Origin of the sequence: Pseudonocardia sp. Ae150A_Ps1 (assembly GCF_001932315.1) — a bacterium.
Taxonomy (GTDB): Bacteria; Actinomycetota; Actinomycetes; order Mycobacteriales; family Pseudonocardiaceae; genus Pseudonocardia.
This window is the reverse complement of sequence record NZ_MCIJ01000001.1, coordinates 4,021,462-4,045,015: the sequence shown is the minus strand read 5'-3', so window position 1 is coordinate 4,045,015 and position 23,554 is coordinate 4,021,462. Positions and strand designations below refer to the sequence as shown.

The following is a 23,554-nucleotide window of genomic DNA, read 5'->3' as shown; positions in this document are numbered from 1 at the left end:
TTCCACGGCCACGTCCAGGGGAGGACGCGATGTCAGGAACGACGGAGACGACGACCACCGGGTCCGACGCCCCGGAGGCGGCCGAGGCGGTGGCCGAACGCGTCCTCGCCGCGACGCTCGGCGCGTTCGACGTGCTCGCGTGCTACCTCGGCGACCGGCTGGGCTGGTACCGGGTCCTCGCCGAGGCGGGCCCGCTCTCCCCCGGCGAGCTCGCCGACCGGAGCGGGACCGACCCGCGCTACGCCCGCGAATGGCTGGAGCAGCAGGCCACGTCGGGGTTTCTGACCGTCGTCGGAGACGGCGCAGACAGCACCGAGCCGCGCCGGTTCGGGCTCGGACCGGGCGTCGCCGAGGTCATGACGGCCACCGACAGCGTCAACTTCCTGGCCCCGCTGACCCGGTTCGTCGGCGCGGCGGCCGTCCAGCTGCCGGCGCTCGGCGCGGCCTACCGCTCCGGCGGCGGGGTGAGCTGGGCGCAGTTCGGACCGGACGCGCGCACGGGGCAGGCCGACATGAACCGGCCCTGGTACGAGCACCGGCTCGCCGATGCGCTCGCCGGCGTCCCCGACCTGCACCGGCACCTCGACCGGTCCGGTGCCGCGATCGCGGACCTCGGCTGCGGCGAGGGCTGGTCGACGATCGCGCTGGCCAGGGCCTACCCGGGTGCCACGGTCCACGGCGTCGACCCGGACCCGCCGTCGACGGCCGCCGCGGCAGGCCACGCCGTGGCGGCCGGGCAGACCGAGCGGGTCACGTTCCGCACCGGCGACGCGGCGACCGCCCTCCCGGAGGCCGCGTACGACGCGGTGTTCGCGTTCGAGTGCCTGCACGACCTGCCCCATCCGGTGGAGTTCCTGACCTCGGCCCGTCGCGCGCTGCGTCCCGGCGGCGTCGTGGTCGTGATGGACGAGGCGGCCGAGGACACCTTCCGCGCACCGGCCGGGGACGTCGAACGCCTGCTCTACGGTTTCAGCACGATGCTGTGCCTGCCCGACGCGATGTCGCACGAGCCGTCCGCGGCGACCGGCACCGTCATCCGCGAGTCGACGGTGCGGGACTACGCCGCCTGGGCCGGGCTCACCGACGTCGAGGTCCTGCCGATCGAGGACTTCGGGTTCTGGCGCTTCTACCGGATGCGCCCCCGCTGACGGGGGCCTCGCTAGGGTCCCGCCATGGACGTCCGGCAGGTGCGGTACTTCCTCGCCGTCGTCAAGACCGGGACCGTGCACGCGGCCGCCGCCCGGCTGCACGTCGCGCAGCCGTCGGTGTCGCAGGCGCTGCGCCGGCTGGAGCGGGAGCTCGGCAGCGACCTGTTCCTCCGGACCGGACGCCGGCTGGTCCTCACCGCGGCCGGCCGCGCGCTCGTCGAGCCCGCCCGCGACCTCGTCCGGGCACTCGACGTCGCCCAGGCGACGGTCGCGTCGGTCGAGGGCCTGCACGGGGGACGGCTCGCCGTCACGTCGATGCCGTCCCAGGCGGTGCACCCGCTCCCGACGATGATCGCCGGGTTCCGCCGGGCCCATCCCGGTGTGTCGGTCGGCGTCGCCACCGCGCCCGGACCGGACGAGGTGTGCGACGCGGTCTGCACCGGAGCGGCCGAGGTCGGGCTCCTCGCGACGGCGAACGGCCCGGTGCTCGAACCGGACCTCCGGGTCGAGCCGCTGTTCGTGCAGGGCTACGTCGTCGTCGCCCGTGACGCGGCCGACCTCCCGGCCGGCGACGGACCGGTCGAGCTGGACGCCCTGCGCGGCCTGGACCTCGTCGTCGGTCAGCACGGCACCGGGATGCGCCGGGTGGCGGAGGCGATCCTGTCCTCGACCGACTGCCGGATCGCGGTCCAGGTGGAGCAGCGCGAGGCGTTGCTGCCGCTCGTGCTCGCCGGGATGGGGGTCGCGGTCGTCGCGGACTCGTGGCGCGGGCTCGCGGAGGAGGCCGGACTCGTCGTCCGCCCGGCCGCCACGGGCGAGAGCCTGCACGGGGCGCTGGTGCTGCCGCGGACGTCGGCGAGCCCGGCCGCGGCCGCGTTCACCCGGATCGCGACCCGGTGAGAGGTACGTCCGGCTACGGCCGCGAGCCTCTCGACACCCCCCGCGACGTGCGGTACAAGTACTTTCTCGGCATCGCCCTGGACCTCGGTGATCCGCACGTCGTGTGTGATCGAGGGTCGGGGAGGGCTCGGCGATGCACTACGGAGAAGCGCTCGGGACGCGGAGCGTCAGCTTCGTCGGGTCGTTCATCGACGGTCCCGGTGACTGGTTGATCGTCCTCCGGGGCGCGATCGACGAGGCGGTCCTCGACCGGATCGACACGCACATCGCGGACTTCCTCGCCGGCACGAGACAGGTCCTGACGATCGACGCCTCGTCGGTCGCCCGGTACGACGACCGGTTGCCGGCCCTCCTGGGCCGCACCCAGCACCGGCTCGGCACCCGGCGGCGGCTGCTGCGGGTCCGCCAGGTCACCCGGGTCCCCGACGGCGACGCGGTCCCGGACCGGAGCCCGGCGCCTGCCGGCGGTGCCGTCGTCACGCCGCTGCGGCGGGGCCACCGGCGTCGTCGCGGCGTCGCGGCCGCCGACGGGTGAGTGCGGTGTCCCGGGCCCGCCCGGCCCGCCCGGCGGGCGACGAGTCGCACGTGACCGCGCGGCTGGCGGCCGAGTTCGCCGCCGACCTGGACCACCGCACCGTCGTCGCCGTGGTCCGGACCTGCCGGCGGCGGCTGGCCGGTGTACCGCCCGGATCGCTGCCCGAGCTGCTGGAGCGGCTGGCCCGCGAGGAGCTCCACGACGTCGTGGGAGCGGACCGGCATCCCGCCCGGTGACGTCGGCGTCAGTCCTGCGGGTCCGGGCCGAAGTCGTCGGGGGTGGCGGTGTCGAGGAACCGCCGGAGCTCCTCCTCGATCTCCGCGTCCGCGCCGGCGCGCCCGGCACCCTCGATGGTGACGGTCTCGGCCGCGACCCCCGCCGCCACGAGGATGTCCTCGTCGACCTGGATGCCGGCACCCGCCCACAGGGCGAGCACGACGGCGTCGCTGGTCCGGGAGTCGACGGTCGTGCCGTCGTCGAGCATCAGCTCGGCGTGGAAGATCCCCTCGGCGAGCGTGTGCACGCGTACCTGCACCAGCTGCCGTCCGAAGGTCGTCAGCAGCTCACCGATCAGCCGATGGGTGTCGGGACGGACACCGTGCACCCGTTCCAGCGCCACGACCAGCGCGGTCGCCTCCGGCCCGCCCACCGACACCGGGACGACGCGGCCCGCCCCGCCGATCTCCTCCAGCAGCAGGACCGGGGTGTCCGGCCCGACGTCGATGCCCACCGCACGAACCCGTACCTGCGCCATGACCGCTCCCGTCCTCGGCGTCGGCACACCTACCCGGACCGGTCGTCCCCGCACACCGACCGCTCCGTGGGAGGAGGAGCTGTGAACGTACTCGCCGATCCCGGTCCGGACGAGGCCCCGACCCCCATACCGACGAGACGACCGCCTGCCGGTGGGCCGTCCGGACGCCTACCCGTCGGCGTCGGCCGCACCCGGGTCGAGCCCGAGATGACGCAGGTAACGCCGGGCCGAGCGGACGACGGCGTCGTGCGCGTCGCCCTGGACGACATGTCCCCACCAGGCGCCGTAGAGCGCGCCGTAGCGGAGCCGTCCGAGCTCGGCGACGGCCCGGCGGACCGTGTCCGGATGCTCCGGGATCAGGTTCGGGTAGCTGTACATGAAACCGACCCAGCGCCGGTCCGGGACGACGGTCACGATGTCGCCGGCGCAGACCGCACCGCGCCCGTCGGTGCCGTCGGCCCAGTGCAGTACCGATCCCCCGGCGAAGTGCACGCCCAGGTGCACCAGGGTGCGGCCGGGCAGGATCTCGCGTCCGGCGCCGTCCCACGCCTCGACGTCGACACCGCGCGGGACCCAGTCGAGGTCGGCGGCGTGCACGTACACGGGCACGTCCCCGAACTCGCTGCTCCAGGCAGCGACCGTCGAGTAGTAGTGCGGGTGCGAGACGGCGATCGCGTCGATGCCGCCCAGCTCGTGCACCCGTTGCACCGTCGCGTCGTCGAGCAGGGCGGTGCAGTCCCACAGGACGTTGCCGCCGGGCCCGGGCACCAGCAGTGCCCGCTGCCCGATCCCGACGGACGGCGTCGTGCCGACCCCCCACAGGCCCGGGACCTCCTCGCAGACCTCGCCGCGGACGCCCTCGGCGTGCAGGCCGGCGGGCGTCGTCCAGTGCTGGCCGGACCAGTCGACGTACTCGCGCTCGTCCTCGCAGACGGGGCACGGGCCGGACCCGGCCCCGAGCGGGTACTGGACGCCGCACCGGCGGCAGAGCGGTCCGTCCTGCAGGTGCATCGGGCCTCCGATCGTCGCCACCCGTCCGGCTCCCCGGGGTCCGCCGTGGGGAAACGTCCTGTCCGGTCAGCGCCGCGCGACCAGCACCCAGTCCTCGTCCGACGGCGGCGCGAACTCCCCGCCGGATCGCGGCGCGTCCCGGTACTCCCCGGTCCGCGGGTCGAACCACTGCGCCCGGGCCGTCCCGTCGAGGGCCCCGGGCCGGAGCGCGACCGACCGGCCCGACGGGGTGTAGACCAGCAGGTAGGACCCGTCGGCGGCGCGGTTGGCCACGATCCGGTCGGCCCCCGATCCGGTGTCCGACGCGAGCACCGACGGCGCCGGCTCCCCCTGCGTGAACGGCAGCGACGTCATCAGGTCGCGCAGGTGCACCATCTGCCGCCCGGCCGGGAGCTCGAGTGCGTCGGTCCAGCTCCCGCGCGCACCGAGCTCGCCGCTGCCGCCGTCGCTGAACTGCCAGACCGCGTGCGCGCCGTAGGTGTGGCCTGCGGCGCCGCCGAGCACGGCCCAGTACGCGTCGCGGCGCACGTCCTGAGCGGTCGAGAAGCCCTGGTCCGGCTCCCAGCAGTACGGGTGGTCCTCGTAGATCGGCTCGCCGTCGACGAACGGCCGGGCAGGGGTGGCGGCGTAGGTGGACTCGACCAGCTCCCGCCGGACGTCGTAGCGCAGGCAGTGCCCGCCCTGGATCATGTGGAAGTCCAGCCAGGGGGCACCGGCGAACCACTGGGCGGAGCTCTGGTCGCCCTGCGGATGGTACGTCGTCAGCTGGGTCCCACCGCCGGCGTCGAGGCCCTCCGCGAGCGCGGCCCAGAGCTCCTCCTCGCCGTCGGCGGGATGGTCCCCGCCGAGGGTCCAGGTCACGTTGTCCCGGTCCCCGTAGCGCTCGCCGAGGAACCGGCCGTAGGCACCGGCGTTGCCCTCGTCGACCACCGAGCCGGTCTGGTCGTCGCCCCACACCGGGTGGATCGCGAGGTACAGGCCGCGCTCGGCGGCGGCGTCGATCACGGCGTCGACGCGGTCCCAGAACTCGTCGTGCTCACCGACGCTGCTCACGTCGCCGTTCACCGGCCTCGTCGCCCCGGCCTGCGGGAAGATCGCCACGGTCTGGATCACCGTGTAGCCCTGGGCGGCGCGGGTGTCGAGGTAGCGGAGGGTCTCCTCCCGGTCCGCCTTCCCGAGCAGTGCCCACGCGGTGTCGCCCAGCCAGAAGAACGGCCGGCCGCCCGCGGAGAACCACCGGCCGTCGGTCTCCAGCCGCGGCGTCCCGGCGTCCGCGGCCGGGACGGGCGGTGGCCCGGCCGGCCCCTCGGACCGGTCCGGGCCGCGTGACGGCAGCGACGAGGTGACCCCGGCGGCGGCGAGCACACCGACCGACAGCGCGACACCGAGCGCCACCGAAGTCCGCCGGGTGCGGCTCGGTGTCGGGCGTGGCATGGGGCCTCCGGACCGCAGCGGGACCCGCAGGTCCGTCGATGATCGACCGCGAACCTACCGGCGGAGGGGGCGGTTCCACCGGAACGACCCGTCGACGGCCGAGTGATGTCTCCGTGCAACGCCGACCCCGTAGGCTGCGCCACCGTGATGACCCGATGAGCGGCCTGTTCGCCCTGCTCGACGACGTGGCGGCACTGGTGCGGCTGACCGCGTCGTCCCTCGACGACGTCGCCGGAGCGGCCGGGCGGGCCGGGGCGAAGGCGGCCGGCGTGGTCGTCGACGACGCCGCCGTGACCCCGCGCTACGTCCAGGGCCTCAAGCCGGAGCGGGAGCTGTCGATCATCCGGCGGATCGCCACCGGCTCGCTGCGCAACAAGCTGCTGGTCATCCTGCCGGTGGCGCTGCTGCTGAGCCAGTTCGCGCCGTGGCTGCTCACCCCGATCCTCATGCTCGGCGGCACCTACCTCTGCTACGAGGGCGCCGAGAAGATCTGGGAGAAGCTCGCCGGGCACACCCCGACCGCCGAGACCCAGGACGAGCAGGCCGCCGCCGATCCCGACGCGCACGAGAAGAAGGTCGTCTCCGGTGCGGTGCGGACCGACTTCATCCTCTCCGCCGAGATCATGGTCATCGCGCTGAACGAGGTGGCGTCCGAGGGATTCGTCGCCCGCGCCGTGATCCTGGCCGTGGTGGCCGTCGCGATCACCGCGCTCGTCTACGGCGTGGTGGCGCTGATCGTGAAGATGGACGACGCCGGGCTGGCACTGGCCGCGCGCGGCTCCGGGGCGGTGGCCGCGTTCGGCCGCGGGCTGGTGCGGGCGATGCCGGTCGTCCTCACGGTGCTGTCGGTCGTCGGCGTCGCCGCGATGCTCTGGGTCGGCGGGCACATCCTGCTGGTGGGCACCGACGAGCTCGGCTTCCACCCGCTGTACGGATTCGTCCACCATCTGGAGCTGCTGGTGCACGACGCGACCGGCGCGCTCGGCGGGTTCCTCGGCTGGCTCACGAACACCGTCGGCTCGGCGATCCTCGGCATCGTCGTGGGCGCGATCGTCGTCGCGGTGCTGCACCTGGTCCCCTGGCCCCGGCGGGCGTCGGCCGCGCACTGACCGGCGTGCCTCGGCCGCGCACCCCGTTGCCGTGCCGCGCACCCCGTTGCGGTGCCGCGCACCCCACGCAGCGGGTGCGCCACGCCGTGACGGGGTGCGTCGCCGATCAGATGTCGCCGACCTCGGCGGGCAGCTCGTCGGTCGGGCGGTCCAGCCAGAACCGGTGCGTCCCCGCGGAGTCGACGGTGACGCCGAACCGTTCGGTGCCCGGCGTGCCGAGCTGCCGCCAGATCCGGGCGACCGCCTCGATCCGGGCCCACGGACGCCGCGGGCCGCCCTGGGTGACCGCGCTCCCGTCGAGCCGGGCCCACGAACCGGCGCCGTCGGAGATCGGTTGCCCCGGTACCGGCGGGATCTCCAGCTCGGGGCAGGCGATCCCGATCAGCGTCCGCAGCCCCGGGGCGTCGAGATCGCGGGGATCGACGACGCTCTCCCGGGGGCCGATGCGTTCCCCGGCCCGGATGTCCGGAGTGGTGCGCGCCGGGTCGAGGAGCGGATGGTCGACGGTCGGGCGCATCCACATGAACAGCCCGGGGCGGCCGACGAGGTGCCCGGCGACGTGGTCGTGGTCGATCGCGTCGAGCGCCACCAGGCTGCTGCTGGACTCGCTGCGCAGGTCGGCGACGATCCGGCCACCGGCGGCGAGCTGGGACACCCACGCGCCCGGCACCCTGGAGACTCCGCAGGTGGCGATGATCCGGTCGTAGGGCGCCCCCTCCGGCGCCCCGTCGCCACCGTCCCCGGTGACGACGGTCGGGTGCAGACCGATCGCGGCGAGACGCTCACGGGCGATCGAGGCGAGATCGGGCTGCAGCTCGACGGTGGTGACCCGTGCCGCGCCGACGACGGACGACAGCAGGGCCGCGTTCCAGCCGGTGCCGGTGCCGATCTCCAGCACCCGGTCCCCCTCGGTGACGTCGAGCAGCTCGAGCATGCGGACCATCAGCGACGGCAGCGTGGACGACGACGGGATCGGGTGCCCGTCCAGCACCGTCGGTGACGACTGGAGCTCGGTGACCAGGGACCGGTCCGCGTGGACCGCGTCGGCCCACCGCTCGGGGTCGGTGGTGGGGTCCACGCGCTCCCAACCGCTCCCGTCGGTGGTCTGCTCGAAGAACTCGGGTACGAACACGTGGCGGGGCACGGTGCGCAGCGCCTCCGCCCACCGCGGGTCGGTCGACGCCCCGTCGTCGGCGAGTGTCTCGGCGAGCCGTTCCGCACGGATCCTCCAGTCGGGTGTCACCGCGCGTCCTCCCCCGCTCCCCGGGCCGGCCCGTCTCGAGGTCGGCGCTCCGGCGCCACGCATCCTGGCGGTCCCGTCGTCCGCGCCCCGCACCTACACCCTCGTCCCCTCTCCATGCACCCCGTCACCGGCCCGCGCACCCGCTGCGACGGGTGCGCCGGTCGACGACGGGGTGCGTCAGGCGGCGACGGGGTGCGCCGCGCGGCGACGAGGTGCGGCGTGGTGACGGGTGCGGCGGGCGGTGACGGGGCGGGCGGGGCGGGGATCACCGGCCGATCGGACGCACCTCGGCGGTCTGCGCCGCGGCCGCCTTCCGCAGCCCGGCCTTGTACGGATCCGGCGACAGGAACGCCGCGACGATCGTGATCAGCACCATCGCCGACATGTAGATCGCGATGGCGTCGAAACCACCGGTGGCGTCGAGCAGCGCCGTCGCGATCACCGGGGCGAGTCCCCCGGCGAACACGCTCGCACCCTGGGCCCCGATCGACGCGCCGCTGTAGCGCACCTCCGGCTCGAACAGCTCCGAGAAGTAGGCGGGCTGCGGCGCGTAGACGGCCGAGTTGCCGACGTTCACCGCGACCACGGTGGCCAGCACGATCAGCGGCAGCGACCGGGTGTCGAGGGCCCAGAAGTACGGCCAGCTCATCCCGAGCAGCACGAACGAGCCCCACAGCACGGTGCGCCGCCGCCCCCACCGGTCGCACGCCCAGCCGTAGAACGGGATGCTGACCAGCCCGATCGCCGACGAGACGATCACGGCGACCAACAGGTCGCCGCGTGCCATCCCGAGGACGACCGTGCCGTAGGTCAGCACGAACGTGGTGTGGATGTAGAAGGTGCTGTTCTCGGCGAACCGCAGGCCGGCCGCGCGGAGCACGTTGACCGGTTACCGCCGCAGCACGGCGAGCACCGGCTGCCGCTCGATCTTCCCGGCCGCCCGGGCCTGCTCGAACACCGGCGACTCGGCGACCTTGAGCCGGATCGCGATCCCGAGGGCGACGAGCACGATCGACACGAGGAACGGGACCCGCCAGCCCCAGGCGAGGAACGCCTCCTCCGACATCGTCGCGGACATGACCAACAGCGCCAGGTTCGCCGTGAGCATGCCGGCGGGCACACCCGTCTGCGGGAAGCTGCCGAAGAACCCGCGCCGGTGCGGTGGCGCGTACTCGACGGCCATCACCGCGGCCGCGCCCCACTCGCCGCCGAGCCCGATGCCCTGCACGATCCGCAGCAGGACGAGCAGGATCGGCGCGGCGACGCCGATCGTCGCGTAGGTCGGCATCAGCCCGACGAGGAACGTGCCCCCGCCCATCAGCACGACCGACAGCACCAGCATCGACTTGCGGCCGATCCGGTCGCCGAAGTGCGCGAAGATCACCCCGCCGAAGGGCCGCGCGACGAAGCCGACGCCGAAGGTGGACAGCGCGAGCAGGGTGCCGGTGAGTGGGTTGGCGGTCGGGAAGAAGAGCTTGCCGAACACGAGCGCGGCGGCCGCGCCGTAGACGAAGAAGTCGAACCACTCGATCGACGTGCCGATCAGGGTCGCCAGGGCGACCCGGCGGGTCTCCCGGGGCGTCGGCGTCGTCGTCGGGGACGGATGCGTCATCGAACCCTCCCGCACTGCGGAGATCACCATCGGATGTGATCTGCACCATACGTTGCAGTGAGTAACGACACCAGGCCACACGACGACGTGGTTCTCCGCCAGACGGGGGGCCGTCTCAGAGCAGCGGCGACCCGGCCGCGGGCAGCCGCTCCGCGAGCCCCGCGACGAGGTGGTCGAGCGCCGCGACCACCCGACGGGGCGGCGACGCATCGTGCACCGCGACGAGGTCGGCAGGCGGCGTCGGGATCCCGGGCAGCACCTGCACCAGCTCCCCCGCCTCCAGCAGCGGCGCCACCTGCCACAGCGACCGCATCACCAGCCCCCGCCCGGCCAGGCACCACGCCGTCGCGACCTCGCCGTCGTTGCAGGTCGTCGACCCCGTCACCCGGACGCCCGCGACGTCGGCCCCGGTCCCGAAGCGCCAGTGGGCGTAGGCGGTGTCGTTCTCGCGGATCACGATGCAGTCGTGCTCGGCGAGCTCGCCGAGCGTGCGCGGCTCGCCGCGCCGGGCCACGTAGGACGGGGCGGCGCAGACGACCCGCCGGTTGCGCAGCAACGGCCGCGCGTGCATCCGCGAGTCCGGCAGCGGCCCGGCGCGCACGGCGAAGTCGTACCCGGTGCCGCCCACGTGCACCGGCAGGTGCGAGAGCTCCAGGTCGATCCGCAGGTCCGGGTGGGCCGCCCCGAACGACCCGAGCAGCGGCGCGAGGTGCGACCGCCCGAACCCCATCGTCGCGTGTATCGCGATCCGGCCGTGCAGCCGCGCGGACCGGCGGCCGATGTCGTCCTCCAGGTCGTCGATCCGTCCGAGGACGTCGACCGCACCCTCGGCGTAGCGGCGCCCCTCGTCGGTCAGCGTCAGCCGCCGGGTACTGCGGTTGACCAGCCGCGCTCCCAGCCGTCGTTCCAGCCGCGCGAGCCGCTTGCTCACCGCCGACACCGACACGCCCCAGACCCGTGCGGCCTCGGTGAGCGTGCCCGCCGCGGCGATGCCGGTGAAGAAGCGGAGGTCGTCGAGCTCGGGGAGGTCCACGCGGTTCCTTTCGTCTCCCGAAAGACTGTCACGGGCAGACGGGCCTTCAACCGGCGGAGTTCGCGGGAGAGGCTAGGAGGAACCAGCCCCGGCCGTAGGAGGAGTTCCATGCCCGCCACGCACCGCATCGCCGTCATCCCCGGTGACGGGATCGGCAAGGAGGTCGTCCCGGAGGGCGTCCGCGTGCTCGAGGCCGCCGCGGAGCGGTTCGGGTTCGGGCTGGACCTGACCGGCTTCGACTTCGCGAGCGCCGACTACTGGCTCGAGCACGGCACGATGCTCCCCGCCGACTGGTTCGAGCAGCTGAGCGGCTTCGACGCGCTGTTCTTCGGCGCCGTCGGCTGGCCCGAGGTGCTCCCGGACCACGAGTCGCTGTGGGGCAGCCTGCTGCAGTTCCGGCGCCGCTTCGACCAGTACGTCAACCTGCGCCCGGCCCGCCTGCTGCCCGGCGCCGCCGCGCCGCTGGCCGGACGCTCGCCCTGCGACATCGACATGCTGATCGTCCGCGAGAACACCGAGGGCGAGTACTCCAGCGTCGGCGGCCGGATGTTCGAGGGCACCGACCGGGAGACGGTGATCCAGGAGACCGTCATGACCCGCACCGGCGTCGACCGGGTGCTGCGCTACGCGTTCGAGCTGGCCCGCAGCCGCCCGGACCGGCACCTCACCTCGGCGACCAAGAGCAACGGCATCGCGATCACCATGCCGTACTGGGACGAGCGGGTCGCCGCGATGGCCGCGCAGTACCCGGACGTCGACGTGGACAAGTACCACATCGACATCCTCACGGCGCAGTTCGTGATGAACCCGGACCGGTTCGACGTCGTCGTCGCCAGCAACCTGTTCGGCGACATCCTCTCCGACCTCGGCCCGGCCTGCACCGGCACGATCGGCGTCGCCCCCAGCGCGAACATCAACCCGGACCGCACGTTCCCCAGCCTGTTCGAGCCGGTGCACGGCTCCGCACCGGACATCGCCGGCAAGGGGATCGCGAACCCGGTCGGCCAGATCTGGTGCGCCTCGATGATGCTGGAGCACCTCGGTGAGCAGGCCGCCGCGGACGCGGTCCTGGCCGCGATCGAGGACGTGATCGGCCGTGGCGGCGCGACGACGACGCCCGACCTCGGCGGCACCGCCACGACCGCCGAGCTGGGCGCGGCGATCACCGAGGCCGTCCGCGGATGAGACTGCCGGAGCCGTTCCGGACCACCGACGTCGACGCCGGCGGGGTCCGGATCCGGGCGGCCGTCGGCGGCGACGGCCCGCCCCTCCTCCTGCTGCACGGCTACCCCCAGACGCACCTGATCTGGCACGACGTCGCGCCGCGGCTGGCCGGGCGGTTCACCGTCGTGGCGACCGACCTGCGCGGGTACGGCGACAGCGACAGGCCCGCGCCGGGTCCCGGCGACGCGGCGTACGCGAAACGCGCGATGGCGGGCGACCAGCTCGCCGTCATGGCCGCGCTCGGGTTCGACCGGTTCGGGGTCGCCGGGCACGACCGCGGCGGCCGGGTCGCGCACCGGCTCGCGCTCGACGAACCGGAAGCGGTGTCGGCCCTGGCGGTGCTCGACATCGTCCCGACCCGGCACGCGCTGCGGCACGCCGACGCCGACTTCGGGCACGGCTACTGGCACTGGTTCTTCCTGACCGCGCCGGCCGGGATCCCGGAACGGCTGATCGGCAACGACCCCGAGTTCTGGATCACCGCCCGGATGCGGTCCCGGCACCACGGCGGGACCCCGTTCGACCCGGCCGCCGTCGCCGAGTACGTGCGGTGCTTCGCCGACCCGGCGGCGATCGCGGCGTCGTGTGCGGACTACCGGGCGGCCGCCGGGATCGACCTCACCCACGACGACGCCGACGCCGGCCGGCTCGTGCAGGCGCCGCTGCTCGCACTCTGGGGTGCGCACTCGTTCGTCGGGCGGACCTACGACGTGCCGGGCGTCTGGCGGGAGTACGCGCGGGACGTCGTCGGGATCCCGGTCGACGCCGACCACTACCTGCCCGAGGAGCGGCCGGAGATCGTCGCGGAGCACCTGGCGGCGTTCTTCGGCTGAGCGGCCGGGGCCCGGTCAGCTGCCCGGCCGCACGTACTCCGCCCGCGCCGCCCCCGCGGTGCCGAGGACGTCCACCAGCTCGCCGGCCTCGATCAGGCGGCAGGTCCGCAGCGACGAGAACGCGCCCGTGCTGTTCACCGCGAGGGACAGCGCGCCGGCGGCGCGGACGTCCGGCGCGTCGAACAGGACGAACCCGTCGTCGTCGCCCAGCATGTAGTAGAGGCCGGTGAGCTCGCCGCCGACCGACTCGGTCAGTGCGCGCACGGCCGCCGTGCGGTCACCGGGGTTCTCGATCAGCTTGCCCCAGGTCTCGGGGGTGTAGGAGAAGAACAGCGCGAACTTCGTCATCGGTGCCTCCCGCCCGGACGTAGGCGGCCCAGTGTCGGATCGGGACCGGGCGACGTCCATCGGCAGGGCGGGGATCCGGCGCGGGCCCGGCGCCCCGGGTCAGGTCGAGCCGGCCCGGTGGGCGCTCGGGGAACGGCCGAAGCGGGCGCGGAACGCCCAGCTGAACGCCGCCGGGTCCGGCATTCCCCACCGCGCGCCGACCGCACCGACACCGAGATGGGCCAGCTCGCGGCGGCGCAGGTCCTCCCAGGCCCCCTGCAGACGCTCCTCCCGGATCACGCCGACCACGGAGGTGTCCTCCTCCGCGAAGAGCTTGTGCAGGTAGCTGACCGAGATCGCGCAGGCCGCGGCCACCGAGGCCGGGCACAGGTCCCGGTCGGCGAGGTTCCCCCGGATATGGCCACGAGCGCGTGCCACGTGCAGGTTCTCCGGTGCGGCGGCCGGGACGTGGCTCCGGACCAGGGCGACGAACAGGTCCCCGATCGTGCGGGCGACCGCGTCCTGGCCCGCCACGGGCAGGTCGTCGGCGACGGCGCGGTCCAGCGACGACAGCAGCGGCGGCAGCATCGCGCCGACCCCGCGGCGGCCGTCGAAGGTGACGGCGGTGGCCGCGGACATCTCCGCGGCGGAGAGCGGCAGCCGGCTCTTCGGGTGCAGGCACACCGAGTACTCGAAGCTGTCGGAGGTCACGAAGCTGAACGGGCGGCTGCTGTCGTAGATCACGAACTCGCCCGGGCCGATCACGGTCTCCCGCCCGTCCTGCACGACGAGCGTCCGGCCACGGCGGGCCAGCGCGATCTGCAGGTAGCCCTCGTCGGCGGCGCGTACCTGCCGCTCGGTGCGCACGAACCGGTGCGGCACCGACGAGATACGACGGACGTGGGTGTCGGCGACGGTCGCGGCCGTCACCCGGCCCGCGACGAGGCCGCGCCCGGCCGGCCGCACGTCGAGCGCGACGAACTGGTCGCAGACGGTGGACCGCCAGAAGTCCAGGCGGTCGCACTCGGCCACGGTGGTGGTGTCGATCGTGACCAGGGCCATACCGCAGCGTGACACGCGCAGGTCACGCGCGCATTGCCCGGACGTTCGCTGTCGATCACCGGTGCCGGTCGGCGGCCCGGGCCCGCACGCCGGCGTCGGAGCAGAAGCCCGCGCCGGAACGCTTGAGGCACAACAACCCGAGCAGCCGGCCGTCGTCGTCGACGACGACGGCGAGGCGGCGCCGCCGCGCCGCGCGCATCGCGTCCCGGGCGTCCCCGAGCGGTGTCCCGGGAGCGGCCGTGCGGCCCCGGGTCGTCCCGAGCCACCGCACCGGTGCCGCGGGCGGCCGGCCGATGAGGTCGCCGCGCTCGACCACGGCGAGCAGCGTCCCGCGATCGACGACGAGCAGGGCGTGCACGTGGTCGTTCCGGAACGCCTCCCGGGCCTGGTGCACCGTGGTCGTGCGGGAGCACGTCCTCGGGAACCGGAGCATCGCCCCGGCGACGTCCACCGGCGCGGCGCCGGCACGGCCCGTGGCGGGTGCGGTGGTCATCCGGGTCCTCTCAGGCGGCGTCGCTGGAGTGACCGGGGACGACCGGCAGGCCGGGCCGGACCAGCGGGACGAGGTTGTTGACGGCCAGCGCCGCCTCCCCGAACCCGACCGAGATCAGCCGCACCTTGCCGTCGAAGTCGGTGATGTCACCGGCGGCGAACACCCGGGGCAGGTTCGTCCGCATCGACCGGTCGACGGCGATGTTCCGCCGGTTCAGCCCGATCCCCCAGGACGACAGGGCCGTCAGGTCCGCCCTGAACCCGAGCGCGGCGACGATCTCGTCGGTGGGCAGGGTCAGCACACCGTCCGGGCCCCGCAGGTCGACCTCGGCGACGCGGTCGCCGCCGCGCACGTCGAGCACCTCGTACGGGGTCAGGATCCGTACCCCGGACGCCCGCAGGTCGGTCACGCTGCGCTCGTGCGCGCGGAACGCGTCGCGGCGGTGCACGAGCGTGACCGAGGACGCGACGGGTTCCAGGCACAGGGCCCAGTCGACGGCCGAGTCACCGCCCCCGACCACGAGGACGTCCTTCCCGGCGAGCTCGGCCGGACGCGGCACGGCGTAGCGCAGGCCGCGTCCGGCGTACTCGTCGCCCGCGGGGAGCGGGCGCGGGGTGAACCGCCCCATCCCACCGGTGATCAGCAGCGCCCCGGCCCGGATCCGGGTGCCCCGGTCGGTGGTGACGGCGACGCCGTCCGGGAGCTGTTCGAGCTGCGTGGCGTCGTGCCCGAGCAGGTAGGTCGGCCCGCCGGGCGCGGCCTGCTCGACGAGCGAGTCGACCAGGTCCTGGGCCCGTACCCGGGGGAAGCCGGCGACGTCGAACACCGGCTTCTCCGGGTAGAGCACCGACATCTGCCCGCCCAGCTGGTCGAGCGCGTCGACCACGACGACGGACAGGCCGCGGAACCCGGCGTAGTAGGTGGCGTACAGCCCGGCCGGTCCCGCGCCGACGACGACGAGATCGGCCTGCAGGTCCCGGCTCACCGGGGCCTCCGCTCCGCGACCAGCGGGTGGTCCTCCCCGACCGGGTCGGCGTCCTCGCCGCCGCCGGTCAGGCCGTGCGAGCGCACGAAGACCACGTTGGCCTCGACGAACGCCGCCTGCTCGGCGGGGACCTTGTACTCCCAGTGGATCGCCTCGCTGGGGCAGGCCGGCATGCACTTGCCGCAGTCGACGCACTCGTCGGGATGGATGTACATCATCCGGTCGCCCGGGTAGATGCAGTCGACCGGGCACTCCTCCATGCAGGCGCGGTCCTGGACGTCGATGCAGGCCTCGGTGACGACGTACGCCACGGGGGTCTCCTCTCCGGAGGGGGTGCGGCGGGGCCGGACTCAGGCGATCTCGACCTCGACGAGCGTGTCCGAGAACGTGGGCGCGTTGCCCAGGTCGCCGAACACGGTGAGGTTGACGGCGGCGAGCGTGGAGCCGGCCTTGGAGTTCTTCCGCCAGCCGCCCATCGGGCTGACCACGACCCCGCGGGGCACGGTGTCCTGCAACGACGCGACGACGGTGAACTCCCCGCGGTCGTTGAACACCCGCACCGGGGCGCCGTCGGTGATCCCGCGGGAGGCGGCATCGTCGGGGTGCACGACCAGGCTGTGCTCGTCGGCCACCCGGCGGTGGAACTCGTGGCTGCCGAAACTGGAGTTCAGGAACGCGTGCGACTTCGGGGTCAGCAGGTTCAGCGGGTAGCGGGCGGCGAGCTCCGGGTCGGCGGCGGCGGACTCGCGCGGCGGGATGTAGTGCGGCAGCGGGTCGACCGGCTGGCCGGGCTGGTGGTCGTTGCTGCCCTGCCGGAACAGCGGGACGACGAAGTTGCCGCCCGCGGCGGCAGCGGACACGAACTCGACCTTGCCCGACGGCGTCGGGAAGCCGCCCTCGGCGTGCGGGGCGTAGGCGTCGGGCGGGGCCACGGAGAGCCGCTGCCAGCCGCGCTCCTGCAACGACCCGACGGTGATCCCCTCCATGTGCGGGTGGGACCAGTCGAACGCCTCGGCGATCATCTCGGCGTCGGTGCGCCGGAACACCGGGTCGTCGAAACCCATCGCCGCGGCGAGCCGCCGGAACAGCTCGGTGTTGGGGACCGCCTCGCCGATCGGGTCGATCGAGCGGTGGTTGTAGGTCACGTAGAGGTGGCCCCAGGAGAACATGATGTCGTCCTGCTCGAGCTGCGTCGTGGCGGGCAGGACGATGTCGGCGTACTCCGCGGTGTCGGTCATGAACTGCTCGGACACGACCGTGAAGAGGTCCTCGCTGCGGAGCCCCTCGATCAGCCGGTCCTGGTCCGGGGTGGTGACGACCGGGTTCGAGTTGTAGACCATCAGCCCCCGGATCGGCGGGCCGGCGGGGAGGTCACCGGCGAGCGCGGCACCGAGCCGGTACTGGTTCACCACCCGGGTGCCCGGGGTGAGCATCTCCGGGTGCATGAAGGCGCCCCAGTTCACCGGGAACGCCCAGAGCGGCAGCTGCAGGATGCCGCCGCCGGGCCTGCGCCACGCCCCGACCAGGCCGGGCAGGCAGGACAGCGCGCGCACGGTCTGCCCGCCGCCGGCGTGGCGCTCGACGGCGACCCCGATCCGGATCACCGACGGTTGTGCGGTCGCGTACTCGCGGGCCAGGACCCGGATCGTCTCGGCGGGGACGCCGGTCTCGGTCTCGGCCCACTCCGGCGTGTAGCGCTCGACGCGCTCGGCGAACTCGGGGAAACCGACCGTGTAGCGGTCGACGTAGTCCTGGTCGGTCAGTCCCTCGACGATGATCACGTGCGCCATGGCGAGGGCGAGCGCGCCGTCCGTGCCGGGCCGGATCGCGATGTGCTGGTCGGCGGCGGCCGCGGTGCGGGAGCGGATCGGGTCGACGACCACGACCTTCGCGCCGTTCCTGCGCGCCTTCGCGATGTAGGGCCAGAGGTGCAGGTTGGTGCTCATGATGTTGCAGGCCCACACCAGGACGAACTTCGAGTGCACGAGGCTCTCGGGATCGACACCGGCGGTGTCGCCGATCGTCATCGCGTACGCGGTGCAGGAGCCGGAGTCGCAGTAGGTGCGCTCGGCGACGGTGGCGCCGAGCTTCGCGAAGAACGGGTCGCCGACGTTGAGCCCGTTCAGGATGCCCTGGGTGCCCAGGTAGCTGACCGGCATGATCGCCTCGGGGCCGTGCTCGTCGGCGATCGCCCGGAACCGCGTGGCGATCTCGGCGACGGCGTCGTCCCAGGTGATCCGCTCGAAGCGGCCGCTGCCCTTCGGTCCGGTGCGGCGCATCGGGAACAGCACCCGGCCGGGGTCGTACACCCGGTCCAGGTAGTTGTTCACCTTCACGCAGAGCCCGCCGTTGGTGTACGGGTGCCCGGGGTCCCCCGCGACGTCGACGGCGCGGCCGTCGCCGTCGACCGTCACCAGCATCGCGCAGGTGTCCGGGCAGTCCTGGGGACAGGCTGCCCGGACCACCGTCGTCGCGGTCGGGTCGAACGTCGCGGTCATGGCAGTACCTCCGGCCTCGTGGTGGATGGCGCGTCGTCCACGAGACTGGCTGCCGGACCGGGTCCGGGTCTTGGCGTTGCGGGCAGAGCCCTTGTCGGCGGGTGCAGTACCCCCCGGTACCGCTCAGGCGTAGGTGTGGAACCCCCGGCCGGCCTTCTTGCCCAGCAGACCCGCCTCGACCATCCGGGCCAGCAGCGGCGGCGGCGCGTACAGCGGCTCCTTGAACTCGGCGTACATCGACTCCGCGACGGCCTTCACCGTGTCCAGCCCGATCAGGTCGGACAGCGCCAGCGGGCCCTGCGGGTGCGCACACCCGCGGACCAGACCCTCGTCGATGTCCTCCGCGGTGGCGAACCCGGACTCCATCATCCGGATCGCCGAGAGCAGGAACGGCACCAGCAGGGCGTTGACCACGAACCCGGCCCGGTCCTGGCAGTCGATCGCCTTCTTGCCCAGCCCCTCCTCGACGAAGGAACGGGCGCCGGCGAGCGTGCCGTCCGACGTCATCAGGCTCGGCACCAGCTCGACCAGCGACAGCACCGGCACCGGGTTGAAGAAGTGGATCCCGACGACCTGGTCGGGGCGCGACGTCGCGACCGCCAGCTTCATGATCGGGATGGAGGACGTGTTGGACGCCAGGATCGCGCCCGGGTCGGTGACGACCCGGTCCAGCTCCCGGAAGACGCCCGTCTTGATCTCCTCGTCCTCGGCGATCGCCTCGACGACGAGCTCGCGGTCGGCCAGCGCGTCCAGCCCCTCGACGACCTCCAGCCGCTCCAGCAGGGCGTCCGCGGACTCGATCCGGCCGCGCTTCTCGGCCCGCCGCAGCGACGACTCCAGCCGCTCGACACCGGCCTGCACCGCGGCCGGCGACGTCTCGACGACGCGGACGTCGTACCCGGCCCGCGCGGCGACCTCCGCGATGCCGGACCCCATCTGACCGCAGCCGACGACCCCTACCCGTTCCACTGTCACTCCTCGTGTCGACACCGCGTCCGTCCCGACCCCATCACGGCCGGGCGCCTCAGCCGAGGGCGACCCCGGCGAGCCGGTCCCGCACCTGCTCGGAGAACGTCCCGCGGAACGCGGCGAACGTGACGACGCCGCTGTCCCGGAAGTCCTGCCGGGTGGGCTCGTCGAGCCCGGTCAGCACGAGCGCGGCGGACGCGACCGTGCCGTCGTCGTTGCGTGTGGCGAGCGCGGTGCTGCAGACGCCGGGCAGGTCGCCGTCGGTGATCCCGACGGCCGCGACGCCCGCTGGCAGCCGCGCGGGCCGGGCACCCTCCAGGTGCCGGCGGGCGACCGCTCCGGCACCGGGCACGCCGAGGTCGTCGGCGGCGCACGCCCGGTGCAGGGACGCCAGGCCCCGGGCGGTGCCGCCCGGTGACCCCGCCCAGAACTCGCGGTCACCGGGGACCGCGGAGGCGGCGGCCCGGGCCGCCGCCGCCACGGCGGAGCGCTGCTCCGGCGACGACGCGTACGCCCGGCCGGCGGCGAGCGCGTCGGCCCGCCGGGTCGCCGGGTCCGGCACCCGGCCACGGGTCGCCAGCAGCGTCTCGCCGGCGTGGCAGGGCAGGTCGTGGCCGGGCAGGCCGCCGGCCGCGGCGGCCTCGGTCAGTGGGTCGTCACCGAGCGTCTCGCGCAGCAGGTCGGCGGCGGCGGGGTCACCGTGCGCGGTCAGGGCGCGGACCACGTCGTCCCAGTCCACGCTGCTCTGCGGTCCGGCGCCGAGCGCGGTGAGCGCGTTGCGGTGCGCGTCGCGGTCGGTGCCGGGTACGTACCAGCGGTCCCACTCCGCCACCGGGACCGGCGCGTCGGCCGGGAACCCGGCGGCGACGGCGCGGGCGTAGGCGGCGAGGGGCACGACCGCGCCCGCGGCCGCGATCGGGCGCACCGTCGTGGCGCGGTGCTTGACGACGGTCCCGCGGCCGTCGTCCAGGTACAGCGACCAGCTCTCCGGTGCGGACCGGAGCCGCTCGAACAGCGGGCCCGCCGGGTCGTCCGGATCGACCGGCTCCGGCTGCACGGGACGGCCGGTGATCCGGTTGTCGGCCTCCGCCGAGCAGGCGGTCGTCCCGAGCAGGACGGCGGCGGCACCCAGCAGGGCGCGGCGGCTGATCGGCATAATGGCTCCCCCGTGCACCCGGACGGCAGCTGTCCGGAACGTCCGATGAACGTAGCGCGTGCGCATCGGTGCGCGGGTGCCGCACCGGGCGTCCCGGACTAGGTTCGGCGCACGTGAGCACCGACCTCGCCGACCTCTACCGAGACCTGCACCGCCATCCCGAGCTGTCGTTCGCCGAGACCCGTACCGCAGGCATCGCCGCCGACCGGCTGCGCGCCGCCGGGTTCGAGGTCACCGAGGGCGTAGGCCGGACCGGGGTGGTCGGCGTCCTGCGCAACGGCGACGGGCCGACCGCCCTGCTGCGGGCCGACATGGACGCGCTCCCGGTCGCCGAGGACACCGGCCTGGACTACGCGAGCACCGCGCGGGGCACCGGCCGCGACGGGGAGGAGACCGCCGTCGCGCACGCCTGCGGGCACGACGTGCACGTCACCTGCCTGGCCGGGGCCGCCGCCGAGCTCGCGTCCACACGCGACACCTGGTCGGGGACGCTGCTGGTGGTGTTCCAGCCGGCCGAGGAGTTCGGCGCCGGGGCCGACGCGATGCTCGACGACGGCCTCTTCGAGCGGTTCGGGACACCGGACGTCGTGCTCGGCCAGCACGTCGCCCCGCTGCCCGCGGGCGTCCTCGCGATCACCCCGGGCCCGGCGTTCGCGGGGAGCGACACCGTGCGCGTGACCCTGCACGGCTCGGGCGGCCACGGTTCCCGCCCGGAGACGACCGTCGACCCGGTCCTGCTGGCCGCGTCGACGGTGCAGCGTCTGCACGCCGTGGTCTCGCGGGAGGTCCCGGCGACCGAGACGGCGGTGCTCACCGTCGGCATGCTGCGGGCCGGGACGAAGGAGAACGTCATCGGAGACTCGGCGGAGCTCGGGCTGACCGTGCGGTCCTACACCCCGGCCGTCCGGACGCGGGTGCTCGGCGCGATCGAGCGGATCGCGCGCGGCGAGTCCGCCGCGTCCGGGTCGCCGCGGGACCCGGACATCCGGGTCCTCGAGTCGTTCCCGCCGGTGGTCAACGACGCCGACGCCGTCGAGCGCACCCGGCACGCGCTGACGACCGCGACCGCGCTCCCGGTCGTCGACCCGGGGCCGGTCACCGGCAGCGAGGACGTCGGCCGGTTCGCGGTCGCGGCGGGCGTACCGTGCGCGTACTGGCTGCTCGGCGGGGCGGACCCCACGGAGTTCGCGCACTGCACGAGCGTCGACGACATCCGGGAGCGGGTCGCGGAGCTGCCGTCGAACCACTCCCCGCGCTACGCCCCGGTGATCGAGCCGACGCTGTCCACCGGAGTCGCCGCCCTGACCGCCGCCGCCCGCGCCTGGCTCCCGCCGTCCGCCTAGAGGATTCCGGCGCTCACGGGTTCCGGGGTCGCTCGCACGATCGGGCGAGCGCGGCCGCAACCGGTGAGCGTTCGCCTGGGCACTCAGAGGGCCGGTGCGCGGACCGCGTTCACCGCCGTCCGGGCGGCCGCGCCGATGGCCGCGTCGGCCCGGGGGACTGCCGCGTCGCTGCGGGCGGCGTGGGTGAACACCGCGACGGCGACCGGGTGCTCGCCCGGGTAGGTCACCACCCCGACCTCGTTGCGGACGGCGCCGACCGTGCCGGTCTTCCCCGCGACCGCGGCGGTCGCCGGGAACCCCGCCCGCAGCCGGTGCGGCCAGATCTGGGCCGAGAGGACCTGCCGGGCGAACGCGGTCCCCGCGTCCGACGCCAGCTCGCCGCGCCACAGTCGCGCCAGCAGCGCCGTCGCGTCGGCCGCGGTGGTCGAGGACCCGAAGACCGGGTTGAGCGCCCGCACCTGTGCCGGGACGTCGTTGTCGGCGAGGACGGCGAAGGCGGCCGCGACGTCGTCGGTCCCGGTGTCGGCGACGAGCCCGGCGAGACCTCCGCGGTGCCGCCCCGGATCCGGGTGCCGGTCAGGCCCAGCTCGGCGGGCAGGGCGGCGACCCGGTCCCGCCCGACCGCGGCGTGCACGACGTCGGCGGCCGCGTTGTCCGAGACGGTGATCATCGAGGTCACCAGGTCGCGCCTGCTCATCGTCACCGGGTCGGCGAGCGCCGAGATCCCGGTCGCGCCCGGCGTCCGCCCCGGCGGGACGACGACCGGTTCCCGCGGGTCGAGCCGGCCCTCGTCGACCGCGCGGCAGTACCCGACGAGCACGAGCAGCTTGTAGACCGAGGCCATCACCACCGGGACGTCCGCCCCGACGGCCACCTCACCCGGGCCGGAGCCGTCGGACGTGACCGGACGTGCGTGCAGCCAGCCCCGCACGCCTGCGTCCCGGAACACCGCGCGGACCTCGGCGGCCGCGGTCACGGGCCCGCCGCCCGGGCCACCTCACGCAGCACGGCGGCGAGCGCGTCGACGACGCCGTCCGGGGTGTCGTCGCGGTGCACCACCCGCACCCGGAACGGCACGGGCTCCCCGGCCGCGGGCCGGCGGGCCACCCCGGCGGCGGCCAGCGTCCGGTCCGGGGTGAGCGCGAACGCGGTGCCGGTCGCGACCAGCGCGAGCGCCTCGGCCTGGCCCGCCGCGTCCGCCGCCCGGACCGGACGCCCGCGGGTCTCCAGCGTGTCGAGCAGCAGGTCGTGCGCCGCCGGGGCGTGCACCCGCGGGGCGGTCGCCAGGTCGAGGGCACGCAGCGTGCGCAGCACGACCGGCCCCGCACCGGCCGCGGCGGGATGGCCGGCCGGCACCAGGACGTCGGTGGGCAGGGCGACGACGGGACCGGCCCGCGCCGACTCCAGCACCGCCGGGTGCGCGACGACGGCGACGTCGAGCGTCCCGACCGACACCGCGTCCACCAGCGTCACGGTCGGCCCGGCGGTCAGCACCGCCCGGCGCCCCGCAGCGGCACCGGCCCGCGCGGCGAGCTCCGCCGACGCCCGTGCGCCCAGGTCACCGACGACACCGATCCGCAGCACCTGCGCCGCCTCGGCGTGCCGGTCGGCGGCGCGGCCGAACGCGTCGGCGTCCTCCAGCAGGGCACGGGCCCGGGGCAGCAGGTCCCGCCCGGCGGTGGTCAGGGCGACCCCGCCGGGCCCGCGGTCGAACAGGACGACGCCGAGCCTGCCCTCCAGCCGTCGCACGCCCTGGGACAGCGGCGGCTGCGCCATGTCCAGGCGTGCGGCGGCACGCCCGAAGTGCCGCTCCTCGGCGACCGTCACGAAGAAGGCCAGGTGCCGCAGCAGGTCCACCGGAGATCGTCACCTCGCCTCATATTCA

At 74.6% G+C, this 23,554-nt stretch carries 25 protein-coding genes and 1 pseudogene; 8 read left to right on the top strand and 18 right to left on the bottom strand.

All coding sequences use genetic code 11. The features are described from left to right. Nucleotides 1–29 precede the first annotated feature (29 nt). From Ae150APs1_RS18935 to Ae150APs1_RS18920, 4 genes are all read left to right on the top strand, one after another. Entirely contained in the window at nt 30–1,148 is a 1,119-nt protein-coding gene (locus tag Ae150APs1_RS18935; RefSeq protein WP_075299349.1) for a class I SAM-dependent methyltransferase, read from the top strand. 24 nt (nt 1,149–1,172) lie between these two features. Then, on the top strand, nt 1,173–2,048 hold the full coding sequence (locus tag Ae150APs1_RS18930) for a LysR family transcriptional regulator (RefSeq protein ID WP_075299347.1): 876 nt from the start codon (nt 1,173–1,175) through the stop codon (nt 2,046–2,048). 133 nt (nt 2,049–2,181) lie between these two features. Then, entirely contained in the window at nt 2,182–2,583 is a 402-nt protein-coding gene (locus Ae150APs1_RS18925; RefSeq protein ID WP_075299345.1) for a hypothetical protein, read from the top strand. A gap of 5 nt (nt 2,584–2,588) precedes the next feature. Further along, nucleotides 2,589–2,819: a hypothetical protein gene (locus tag Ae150APs1_RS18920; protein ID WP_075299343.1), complete on the top strand. Its 231-nt coding sequence runs from the start codon at nt 2,589–2,591 to the stop codon at nt 2,817–2,819. A gap of 8 nt (nt 2,820–2,827) precedes the next feature. Here the strand turns inward: Ae150APs1_RS18920 and Ae150APs1_RS18915 are convergent, their stop codons facing one another. The 3 genes from Ae150APs1_RS18915 to Ae150APs1_RS18905 all read right to left on the bottom strand — a co-directional run bounded on the left by Ae150APs1_RS18915 (nt 2,828) and on the right by Ae150APs1_RS18905 (nt 5,782). After that, nucleotides 2,828–3,337 (bottom strand): bifunctional nuclease family protein, encoded by a 510-nt coding sequence (locus Ae150APs1_RS18915; protein ID WP_075299341.1) that lies wholly within the window; start codon nt 3,335–3,337, stop codon nt 2,828–2,830. A 168-nt stretch (nt 3,338–3,505) separates the two neighbouring features. Then, entirely contained in the window at nt 3,506–4,369 is an 864-nt protein-coding gene (locus Ae150APs1_RS18910; protein ID WP_083680234.1) for an MBL fold metallo-hydrolase, read from the bottom strand. Between the two features lie 45 nt (nt 4,370–4,414). After that, complete coding sequence (locus Ae150APs1_RS18905; RefSeq protein ID WP_083680233.1) at nt 4,415–5,782, bottom strand: glycoside hydrolase family 140 protein; 1,368 nt, start codon at nt 5,780–5,782, stop codon at nt 4,415–4,417. A 155-nt stretch (nt 5,783–5,937) separates the two neighbouring features. Between Ae150APs1_RS18905 and Ae150APs1_RS18900 the strand changes: the two genes are divergently transcribed. Next, nucleotides 5,938–6,891, top strand: a complete 954-nt coding sequence (locus Ae150APs1_RS18900; RefSeq protein ID WP_075299338.1) for a DUF808 domain-containing protein — start codon at nt 5,938–5,940, stop codon at nt 6,889–6,891. Nucleotides 6,892–6,997: 106 nt separating this feature from the next. Here Ae150APs1_RS18900 and Ae150APs1_RS18895 read toward each other — a convergent pair whose 3' ends face one another. The 4 genes from Ae150APs1_RS18895 to Ae150APs1_RS18885 all read right to left on the bottom strand — a co-directional run bounded on the left by Ae150APs1_RS18895 (nt 6,998) and on the right by Ae150APs1_RS18885 (nt 10,779). Further along, on the bottom strand, nt 6,998–8,134 hold the full coding sequence (locus tag Ae150APs1_RS18895; RefSeq protein ID WP_075299336.1) for a methyltransferase domain-containing protein: 1,137 nt from the start codon (nt 8,132–8,134) through the stop codon (nt 6,998–7,000). Between the two features lie 265 nt (nt 8,135–8,399). Further along, nucleotides 8,400–9,014 (bottom strand): MFS transporter, encoded by a 615-nt coding sequence (locus tag Ae150APs1_RS34670; RefSeq protein WP_349289887.1) that lies wholly within the window; start codon nt 9,012–9,014, stop codon nt 8,400–8,402. A gap of 9 nt (nt 9,015–9,023) precedes the next feature. Further along, nucleotides 9,024–9,746, bottom strand: coding sequence for an MFS transporter (locus tag Ae150APs1_RS34665; protein WP_349289886.1), 723 nt, complete (start codon nt 9,744–9,746; stop codon nt 9,024–9,026). Nucleotides 9,747–9,861: 115 nt separating this feature from the next. After that, nucleotides 9,862–10,779 carry a LysR family transcriptional regulator gene (locus Ae150APs1_RS18885; RefSeq protein ID WP_075299335.1) on the bottom strand — a complete coding sequence of 306 codons (918 nt, stop codon included), beginning with the start codon at nt 10,777–10,779 and terminating at the stop codon, nt 9,862–9,864. Between the two features lie 108 nt (nt 10,780–10,887). On the opposite strand from Ae150APs1_RS18885, the gene Ae150APs1_RS18880 reads away from it, so the two are divergent. Both Ae150APs1_RS18880 and Ae150APs1_RS18875 read left to right on the top strand, forming a co-directional pair. Next, the gene (locus Ae150APs1_RS18880; RefSeq protein WP_075299334.1) at nt 10,888–11,964 is read left to right on the top strand and encodes a tartrate dehydrogenase; all 1,077 of its coding nucleotides are present in this window, start codon (nt 10,888–10,890) and stop codon (nt 11,962–11,964) included. Continuing rightward, on the top strand, nt 11,961–12,836 hold the full coding sequence (locus Ae150APs1_RS18875; protein WP_075299333.1) for an alpha/beta hydrolase: 876 nt from the start codon (nt 11,961–11,963) through the stop codon (nt 12,834–12,836). Before Ae150APs1_RS18880 ends, Ae150APs1_RS18875 begins: the two co-directional genes overlap by 4 nt. Before the next feature lie 15 nt (nt 12,837–12,851). Here the strand turns inward: Ae150APs1_RS18875 and Ae150APs1_RS18870 are convergent, their stop codons facing one another. The 8 genes from Ae150APs1_RS18870 to Ae150APs1_RS18835 form a co-directional block, all read right to left on the bottom strand. Beyond that, nucleotides 12,852–13,184 (bottom strand): GYD domain-containing protein, encoded by a 333-nt coding sequence (locus Ae150APs1_RS18870; protein ID WP_075299332.1) that lies wholly within the window; start codon nt 13,182–13,184, stop codon nt 12,852–12,854. Between the two features lie 99 nt (nt 13,185–13,283). Further along, on the bottom strand, nt 13,284–14,225 hold the full coding sequence (locus tag Ae150APs1_RS18865) for a helix-turn-helix domain-containing protein (RefSeq protein ID WP_075299331.1): 942 nt from the start codon (nt 14,223–14,225) through the stop codon (nt 13,284–13,286). Between the two features lie 55 nt (nt 14,226–14,280). Continuing rightward, the gene (locus tag Ae150APs1_RS18860; RefSeq protein WP_075299330.1) at nt 14,281–14,718 is read right to left on the bottom strand and encodes a CBS domain-containing protein; all 438 of its coding nucleotides are present in this window, start codon (nt 14,716–14,718) and stop codon (nt 14,281–14,283) included. Nucleotides 14,719–14,728: 10 nt separating this feature from the next. After that, nucleotides 14,729–15,703, bottom strand: coding sequence for an NAD(P)/FAD-dependent oxidoreductase (locus Ae150APs1_RS18855; RefSeq protein ID WP_075299329.1), 975 nt, complete (start codon nt 15,701–15,703; stop codon nt 14,729–14,731). Next, nucleotides 15,700–16,014, bottom strand: coding sequence for a ferredoxin (fdxA, locus tag Ae150APs1_RS18850; RefSeq protein ID WP_075299328.1), 315 nt, complete (start codon nt 16,012–16,014; stop codon nt 15,700–15,702). Before fdxA ends, Ae150APs1_RS18855 begins: the two co-directional genes overlap by 4 nt. A gap of 39 nt (nt 16,015–16,053) precedes the next feature. Then, nucleotides 16,054–18,201, bottom strand: coding sequence for a molybdopterin-dependent oxidoreductase (locus tag Ae150APs1_RS18845; protein ID WP_075299327.1), 2,148 nt, complete (start codon nt 18,199–18,201; stop codon nt 16,054–16,056). A 123-nt stretch (nt 18,202–18,324) separates the two neighbouring features. Beyond that, nucleotides 18,325–19,170, bottom strand: a complete 846-nt coding sequence (locus Ae150APs1_RS18840; RefSeq protein WP_075299325.1) for a 3-hydroxybutyryl-CoA dehydrogenase — start codon at nt 19,168–19,170, stop codon at nt 18,325–18,327. Between the two features lie 55 nt (nt 19,171–19,225). Further along, nucleotides 19,226–20,326: a hypothetical protein gene (locus Ae150APs1_RS18835; protein ID WP_075299322.1), complete on the bottom strand. Its 1,101-nt coding sequence runs from the start codon at nt 20,324–20,326 to the stop codon at nt 19,226–19,228. A gap of 113 nt (nt 20,327–20,439) precedes the next feature. Between Ae150APs1_RS18835 and Ae150APs1_RS18830 the strand changes: the two genes are divergently transcribed. Further along, a complete protein-coding gene (locus Ae150APs1_RS18830) occupies nt 20,440–21,669 on the top strand; it encodes an amidohydrolase (RefSeq protein ID WP_075299320.1) in 1,230 nt (409 codons plus the stop codon). A gap of 83 nt (nt 21,670–21,752) precedes the next feature. Here the strand turns inward: Ae150APs1_RS18830 and Ae150APs1_RS34355 are convergent, their stop codons facing one another. From Ae150APs1_RS34355 to Ae150APs1_RS18820, 3 genes and pseudogenes are all read right to left on the bottom strand, one after another. Further along, nucleotides 21,753–22,127 (bottom strand): serine hydrolase, encoded by a 375-nt coding sequence (locus tag Ae150APs1_RS34355; protein WP_254849433.1) that lies wholly within the window; start codon nt 22,125–22,127, stop codon nt 21,753–21,755. 143 nt (nt 22,128–22,270) lie between these two features. After that, a pseudogene (locus Ae150APs1_RS34350) lies at nt 22,271–22,513 on the bottom strand (serine hydrolase); the annotation flags it as partial. Nucleotides 22,514–22,641: 128 nt separating this feature from the next. Beyond that, the gene (locus tag Ae150APs1_RS18820; protein WP_075299318.1) at nt 22,642–23,526 is read right to left on the bottom strand and encodes a LysR family transcriptional regulator; all 885 of its coding nucleotides are present in this window, start codon (nt 23,524–23,526) and stop codon (nt 22,642–22,644) included. Nucleotides 23,527–23,554: the final 28 nt, after the last annotated feature.